Origin of the sequence: Streptomyces acidicola (assembly GCF_009377235.1) — a bacterium.
In the GTDB taxonomy this organism is placed as follows: domain Bacteria; phylum Actinomycetota; class Actinomycetes; order Streptomycetales; family Streptomycetaceae; genus Streptomyces; species Streptomyces acidicola.
Map to the genome: position 1 here is coordinate 1 of NZ_VMNX01000359.1, position 6,960 is coordinate 6,960.

The window sequence follows — 6,960 nt, forward strand, 5'->3', positions numbered from 1 at the left end:
GCCCGGGACACACACCCGGCCGAGCTCCCGGCCCGGCGGCCCGCGCCTGATCCACGGCCCCGACGGTGACTGGCCGTACACCCCGCCCATCCCGCTGTACGTCGCCGTCTGCCGACTCACCGGCAGCACACCGCACTGGTCTCCGGGCTCCCCGAACTGACTGTCCCCGCCGTACCCTTGGCCCGTGATCGAGCAGGACGGCGGGGGAGCGGGGAGCTTGGGCGGCAGCGGAGCCGGGGCGGACGGCGCGGAACACGGGACCCCCGAGGGCGTGGACGGCATCGAGGTCCTCGTCCTCGGCGGAGCCGGGGTCGACACGATCGTGTATGTCCCCGAGCTGCCGCTCCCGTTCGCCGACAGCTACATGGTGCCCACGATCGAGACCCGGGCAGGCCAGACCGGCGACTTCCTGGCAGCCGGCGTGCACGCGCTGGGCCTCGGGACACACCACCTCGACATGATCGGCGACGACCACGAGGGCGACCTGGTCCGCGCGTTGCACCGTGAGCGGGGAATCCCGCTCACCGCCGTACCCCTGCCCAGCGGCACCAGACGCGCGGTGAACCTGGTCGCCCCGGACGGGCGGCGGCTCTCCCTGTACGACAGCACCCGCACCCGGGACGCGGACCGACTGCCGGAGGACACCGTGCGGGCCCTCGCCACGGCCGCCCGTCACGTCCATGTGTCCCTCTCGCACCCGTGCGCCCACGTCCTGCCGCTGCTCCGGGAAACGGGCGTGACGATCTCGACCGACCTGCACGACTGGGACGGCGTCAACCCGTACCACGAGCCCTTCGCCCTCGCGGCGGACCTCGTCTTCGTGTCGGTCGCCGCGCTGACGGATCCGGAGAGGACCATGCGGGAGATTGCCGGCCGCGGTCGTGCCCGGGTGGTGGTCGCCACGGCCGGCGCCGACGGGGCGTACCAGCTGGTCGACGGCGAGCTGACGCACATCCCCGCCGTCACACCCGAAGCCCGCATCATCGACTCCAACGGCGCCGGTGACGCCTTCGCCGCGGGCTATCTCTTCGGCCACCTCTCCGGTGAGTCCCCGGAGAGGTGCGGCCTCTACGGCGCCATCGCCGGCGCCCACGCCTGCACCGTCCCGGCCACCCTGACCGACCCCATCAGGCGGGACGAACTCCTCGCCAGAGCCGGGGAGTCGCCGACCTGACAGGTGTCAGTGGCCGGTCGTCGCCAGCCGGGCCGCCGCCTGGGCCCGGGCGGCCTCCAGGACCGCGAGGAGGACCGCCTTGGCGGAGCCCCGTTCGCGGACGTCACAGAGGACGACCGGGGTGGAGGGATCCAGGTCGAGGGCCTGGCGGACCTGATCGGCGCTGGCCTCACGGCGGCCGTCGAAACAGTTGACACCCACGGCGAACGGGATGTCCCGGGCCTCGAAGAAGTCGATCGAGGCGAAGGACGCGTCCAGGCGGCGGGTGTCCGCCAGGACCACGGCCCCCAGGGCGCCGGTGGACAGGTCGTCCCACATGAACCAGAAGCGGTCCTGGCCGGGCGTGCCGAACAGGTAGAGCACCAGCTCGGGGGAGATGGTGATCCGTCCGAAGTCCATGGCGACCGTCGTGGAGACCTTCTTCTCCACGCCGGCCAGGTCGTCCACGCCGACACTCGCCGCGGTGATCCGCTCCTCGGTCTCCAGCGGCGCGACCTCGCTGACCGAGCCCACCATGGTGGTCTTGCCCACGCCGAATCCGCCCGCGATGAGGATCTTCAACGCGGTCGGCATGACCTTCTCAGAGCCGACGGATACCATCCATCACCCTTTCGATGAGTTCCACGCTCGGCTGCTCGCTCAGCGCGGGCGGGGCCTGGACAATGATCAGCTCGCCGTTGAGGAGGTCTCCACAGAGCACCTTCACCACGCTCACCGGCAGGTCCAGTTGGCCGGCGATCTCGGCCACCGCCACCGCGCGATCCCGGCACAGTGCCAGGATCGCCATGGACTCCGGTTCCAGGTGGTCGTGGTCCCACTCGTGGTCGTGCCGTGAGACGACGAGCGTGATGAGGGTGAAGTTGTGTTGGCTGTGGCGCGTCCGACCGCCGGTGATGGCGTACGGACGGACATGGCGCCCGGCCTGCTCATCGTCGAGCCAACGGGGCTCACGCATCCCGCACGTAACCGGCCGGGGCCTCCACGCGTGGCGCGGCGGACAGGTACTTGCCCACCTGCTTGACCAGCGTGCCCATCTCGAAGGCCATCATCCCGACATCGACCTCCTCGGAAGCGATGGCGGCGAGCCGCGCGCCCTGGCCGGCCGCGGTGACGAAGAGGAACGCCCGATCCATCTGGATGACCGTCTGCTGGACCTCTCCGCCGTGGAAGTGGCGTGCCACACCCCGGGCGAGGCTGTGCATGCCCGAGCCGACCGCGGAAAGGTGCTCCGCGTCGTCGCGGCGGATGTCCCTCGACTTGCCGATGAGGAGGCCGTCCCCGGACAGTACGACGGCGCAACGGATCTCCGGTATCCGCTCCACCAGCCCGTCCAGGAGCCAGTCCAGCTGGGGACCGGAGTGTACCTGCTCAGTCATTCCTGAATGTTCCTCACAGTTAGTTGGCGCCTGGGTGCGCCGGTCAGGTGGCGCGTCGGGGAGAGCGCCAAGTCGTGGGGGCGCTTGTGGCGCCCGTCAGTGGGCGCCGGGGTCGCGCGGTGGCCGTGGTGCCTCCCGGTCGTCGGTGTCGTCGGAGATCCGGGCCCGCTTCAGGCCCTGCTGTATGGCGATCATGGCGCGGGCCGACGCATCGGGTGAGAGCCCGGCCTCTCCGCTGTCGCTCCCGGGCTGGTGGACGGCCTCCTTGCGCAGCTGCTGGGCGAGGCTGGCTCCCCGGGTGCGCTGCGGCAGGATCGTGGGAGTGGTCAGGGGGCCGGAGTCCTGCGCCGGGTTCGCGGCGGGTGCCGGGGCCGAACCACGGGTGGGGACGGACCTGTGGGGCTCGCCGCCCGGCCGCGCGTCGGCACCGCGGGCCGAGGCCCTGGCACCGGCGTCGATACCCGTACCACGGGACATCGACGTGGCGCCGAGTCCCGTGCCCGCACCCGCGCTGAGCCCTGCTCCGCCGCTGAGTCCCGGACCACCGGTGAGCCCTGCTCCGCCGCTGAGCCCCGCACCGGCACCAAGTCCGGCACCGATTCCCGCTCCGGCCGTGGACTCCGCACCGGACCGTACGCTCCAGTCCCCGGGATGACCGTGGCCGGGATCGACGTGGTGCACGGGGTGTTCCTGCGGGGCGGCCCATGCCGTCGGACCGGACTCGCCGGACGCCCCGTTGCCCGACGAGGGGGGCAGCAGACCCGCACCGCCGTAGTCGGGGAATCCGCTGTAGTCCGGCATCCGCGTGTGCGTCAGCACGTCACCGGCGGAGGCGGGGACGACCGCCGATCCGGCGATCACGTCGCCCGCGCCGCCGGACCTCGCACCGGCGCCCACCCCGGCGAGCGCGGTCTCGGCCACCGCCGGAGGAATGTCGGTGTCCGCCGCGCCGGAACCGCCGATGCCGGGGCGTTCGCTTGGCGCCTGCACCTGGTTCACCGTCGCGGCCGCCGACTTCAGCTGGTCCAGGACCGGCGAGTCGATCTCTTCCAGCAGCTCCGAGGGCAGCAGCATGACGACGAGCGTGCCGCCGTACACCGACTCGCGCAGCTCGACCTTGATTTTGTGCCGCTCGGCGAGCCGGGCCACCACGAAGTGACCGAGGCGCGGGTCCTCGCCCAGCGCCGTCATGTCCAGCTTGGGCGGATGCGCGAGCAACTCGTTGGCCTTCTCGCGCATGTCGTCCGGCATGCCGAGGCCGTGGTCCTCGACGTGCACCGCGAGGCCCTTGGCCACCTTCGTCGCGCTGAGGAACACCTGCGTTTCCGGCGGCGAGAAGCTCGTGCCGTTCTCGATGAGCTCGGCGAGCAGGTGGGTCACGTCGGCGACGGCCCGGCCGGTCAGGGCCAGACGCCGGTCCGCGGGAAGGTTCTTCACCTTGACCCGGGTGTACGCCTCGGTCTCCGCGACGGCGCTGCGCATCACGTCGGTGATGGAGACGGGCGCGGTCATCCGGCGGCTCGGCGGGGCGCCGGAGAGGATCACCAGGTTCTCCGCGTGCCGCCGGACGCGGGTGGCGAGGTGGTCGACCTTGAAGATGTCCTTCAGCAGGTCGGAGTCCTCGTGCTTGCGCTCCAGGTCGTCCAGGAGCGAGATGAGGCGGTGGATGAGGATCTGCGTGCGGCGGATGAGCTGCGCGAAGACCTTCTCGGTGCCCTCGCGGCCGAGGCTCTGCCGTACGGCGGTGTCGGCGGCGACACGGCCGAGGTGGTCGATGGCCGCGCCGAGCCGCTCGATCTCGTCGGCGGAGTGGTGGGCCTGGGGGGCGACCGGCTGCGGCTCGATGCGCTCGCCGCGCTCGATGCGGGCCAGCAGCTGCGGCAGCCAGACACCGGACAGTTCCTCGGTCTTCTGCTGGAGCTCGGTCAGCCGGTCCATGGAGGAGCGGTGGCCGCGCAGCGCCAGCAGCGCGCCGGCGATGAGCGCGGCCAGTGTGGCCGCGGTGCCCAGGAGCACGCCGATCAGCAGGTCCCCGGCGCGGTCGGAGGCGGAGTCGCCCACGCCGCGCACGGAGTCGGCGCCCAGCGTCTGCAGGTCGCCGACCACGGTCCCGGCGGCGTCCGGCCACGACGGTGCCGGCTGGGGCAGGTCCGTGCCGCGGGCGCCCGTGATGGCGTCCTCGACGGCGCCTATCGACGTCCACTGGCGGCTGTCGGTGATCTCCCCGAAGGAGGCGGCGCCGCCGGCGGGCAGGTCACGGGCGGTCAGCGCGGCCCGCAACTCCCGCTGGACCGCCTGGTACTGCAGGAACTGGGCGCGGACCGTCTCGCTCATCTGCCGTGAGGGCAGCGCGCCGGAGATCAGCGCGTCCTCGCGCGAGAGCATCTCCGTCAGCCGGATGACGGCCGTCGTGGCGGTGCCCGCCTGGGCGAGGGACACGTCGTCGCTGTCCAGGGCCGCGGCGATCACATCGGTGCCACGGGTGATGGCGCCGGTGAAGTACTGGAAGGCGGCCGTGCTGTTGAGGCGGCGCTCGTCGAGCGCCTTCCGCCGCTCGACCAGGTTGTCCAGCGCCTCGTCGAGCTTCCCGCCCGCGCTCGTCAACGCCGAGGTGTCCAGCCCGGAGGAGGACTTCGTGAGGTACGAGGCGACGGCGGCGTCCGTCTTCTCACGCGCCTCGTCCAGCTCCGTGCGGGCGTCGTCGCTGCGGCTCGCCTGCCACATGGCGGTGAGACGGCGCTCCTCCTGGAGCCGGGTGATGAGCTCCTGTGCGGGACCGGCGACGACGGACGCATGGTCCGTCTCGGCCCGCAGCTGCATCTGCTCGTCGACGAGTCCGACCGCCGTGTAGCCCCACACACCAGTGGCGAGGACTGCGGGCACGACGAACGGCACGACGAACGAGAACCGGAGATTCTTGCGAGAGACGGACCTATGACGTGTCCGCCGGTCCCGGGTGCCTGGCATCTGATTCCTCGTACGACAGCGAAACACTGGTTGAACGGTCGGGGCGTTTGGTGCGCAGTGCCCGAGATCCCCCGCGCGTGCCGCCTTGACAAGGGCTGGGCATATGTCAGCGGCCGGGTGAACCGTACCAGGCCCTCGGCTCACCGTCAGCATCCGCCCGACCACAACTTCCAGCGCATTCACACCAGTTGACGGAAATCACAAAAGTGCTAGAAGTTTTGGGGTGTATAGTGCGCCGGCCGAACCGATTCCGGCCACCGTGTCGAAGTAGATCGATGTGAGTTCGGCGTCCTGCTGCACCGCCCTCAACAGCGACAACCGCTGTTCGTGCGGCTCCAGTTGAGCGACCCCCAGCGTGGCCTCATAGCCCGCCGTGAGGGTGTTGTCGCGGTCCTTGGCGAACTCGTCCAGCGCGACATCGAGCCGTTCCGGATTGCTTCCCAGTACAGGACCTGCATGTTTCACAAAAGATTCCACTTGTATGAACGCATCGCTGATTCCGCGTGCGGTGATGGAGTCTTTGTGATGACCGGAGTCGCCGATCAGTACCCAGCCGGGACCGGACGCCTGCCGGAAGTAGTTCCGCTGGTCGCCCGTGCCGCGCAGCCGCTCGACCGGTTCCCTGCCGTCCAGGCGCTCGTACAGTCCGGGCGCGGTGGTGCGGATCTGCTCCAGATAGGCGCCGTACGCGTCCGCGCGGACCTCGTCGAAGCGGGACTGCGGGAAGTACGCGAGGAGCAGGGTCGCGTCGTCGTGGGTGGCCACCGCCGCCACCCAGGCCCCGGCCCGTTCGTGCAGCTCCAAGGTGGCCGGTACGCCCGTGAAGTACGTGTAGTACGCACAGGTCAGCCGGGGGTCCTCGACCGTGTACGGCGCCTCGACGAGGCCGGCGACCGTGGAGCGCATGCCGTCGGCGCCGACGACCAGGTGGGCGCGCTCGCTGAAGGGCTGCCCGCCGTGCCTGCCCTCGACGCCGACGACGCGCCCGGTGTCGTCGTACAGCAGACCGGTCACCTGGCACTTCTCGCGGTACTCGGCGCCCGCCGCGATGGCGGCCTCGACCAGGACGGCGTCCAGGACGTGACGCCGGGGGGCGTACGCGGCGCGCTGGCCCTCGACACCCCGGGCGCACCCTTCGAGCCGTATGTCCGCCACCTCGTACGACACCCGGTCCAGGGGCGGGCAGCCGGTGGCGCGCAGGGTGTCGAGCAGGTTCCAGCGGGCGAGGGTCGCGATGCCCGGCTGGTGGATGAGATGGGTGGAGAGGGTGTCGGAGCCGAAGGCCCCCTTGTCGAGCAGGAGGACCCGGTGTCCCGCACGGGCCAGCAGCATGGCGGTGGGGGCCCCGGCGCAGCGCGCCCCGACCACGATGGCGTCGAACATGTGGGTGCCTCACTTGCGGTATTGAGTTGAGCGGTTGGGGAGGGGGCGGGGGATGGAGGG

The 6,960-nt window shown here is 71.2% G+C and carries 6 protein-coding genes; 1 reads left to right on the forward strand and 5 read right to left on the reverse strand.

Annotation, left to right across the window (positions count from 1 at the left end; translation table 11 throughout):
- Positions 1-271: 271 nt before the first annotated feature.
- A complete protein-coding gene (locus tag FPZ41_RS43510) occupies positions 272-1,174 on the forward strand; it encodes an adenosine kinase (protein ID WP_322621484.1) in 903 nt (300 codons plus the stop codon).
- Between the two features lie 6 nt (positions 1,175-1,180).
- Here the strand turns inward: FPZ41_RS43510 and FPZ41_RS43515 are convergent, their stop codons facing one another.
- The 5 genes from FPZ41_RS43515 to FPZ41_RS43535 all read right to left on the reverse strand — a co-directional run bounded on the left by FPZ41_RS43515 (position 1,181) and on the right by FPZ41_RS43535 (position 6,900).
- A complete protein-coding gene (locus FPZ41_RS43515; protein WP_131561615.1) occupies positions 1,181-1,774 on the reverse strand; it encodes a GTP-binding protein in 594 nt (197 codons plus the stop codon).
- Positions 1,755-2,129: a DUF742 domain-containing protein gene (locus FPZ41_RS43520; protein ID WP_152870070.1), complete on the reverse strand. Its 375-nt coding sequence runs from the start codon at positions 2,127-2,129 to the stop codon at positions 1,755-1,757. Before FPZ41_RS43520 ends, FPZ41_RS43515 begins: the two co-directional genes overlap by 20 nt.
- Positions 2,122-2,550 (reverse strand): roadblock/LC7 domain-containing protein, encoded by a 429-nt coding sequence (locus FPZ41_RS43525; RefSeq protein ID WP_131561620.1) that lies wholly within the window; start codon positions 2,548-2,550, stop codon positions 2,122-2,124. The genes FPZ41_RS43520 and FPZ41_RS43525 overlap by 8 nt, the downstream gene beginning before the upstream one ends.
- A gap of 96 nt (positions 2,551-2,646) precedes the next feature.
- Complete coding sequence (locus FPZ41_RS43530) at positions 2,647-5,517, reverse strand: sensor histidine kinase (protein ID WP_194236433.1); 2,871 nt, start codon at positions 5,515-5,517, stop codon at positions 2,647-2,649.
- Positions 5,518-5,715: 198 nt separating this feature from the next.
- Entirely contained in the window at positions 5,716-6,900 is a 1,185-nt protein-coding gene (locus tag FPZ41_RS43535) for an NAD(P)/FAD-dependent oxidoreductase (protein ID WP_152870081.1), read from the reverse strand.
- Positions 6,901-6,960 lie beyond the last annotated feature (60 nt).